Raw genomic sequence first — 307 nt, 5'->3', positions numbered from 1 at the left:
ATCTCACCACCAGCGAGAAGTGTCTTCGCAATACCACCGATAACCGGTACACTTTCAGCGATTTGAAGCGTAACTTTTGTTGCGAACAATGCCTTCATGTCCCATGGAAGCAAGTATCCTGTGAGTCCGAGCGCCAAGACGACGAAGAACAAGAGAACACCGACGACCCAGTTGAGCTCACGCGGCTTCTTATACGATCCCGTGAAGAACACGCGGAGCGTATGTAAGAATAACATGACGATCGCTACAGATGCGCCCCAGTGGTGCATCCCACGAACGATTTGTCCGTGTGCGATCTCATTTTGCA

At 50.8% G+C, this 307-nt stretch carries 1 pseudogene; it reads right to left on the bottom strand.

Features of this window, described 5'->3' with window-relative positions:
* Positions 1–307 (bottom strand): annotated as a pseudogene (gene qcrB / locus AC2Q9J_RS17780) (menaquinol-cytochrome c reductase cytochrome b subunit); the annotation flags it as partial.

The sequence above is a fragment of the Planococcus sp. RAB007_Raresut genome (genome assembly GCF_057369535.1).
This window is presented reverse-complemented; position numbering and strand designations above follow the sequence as displayed.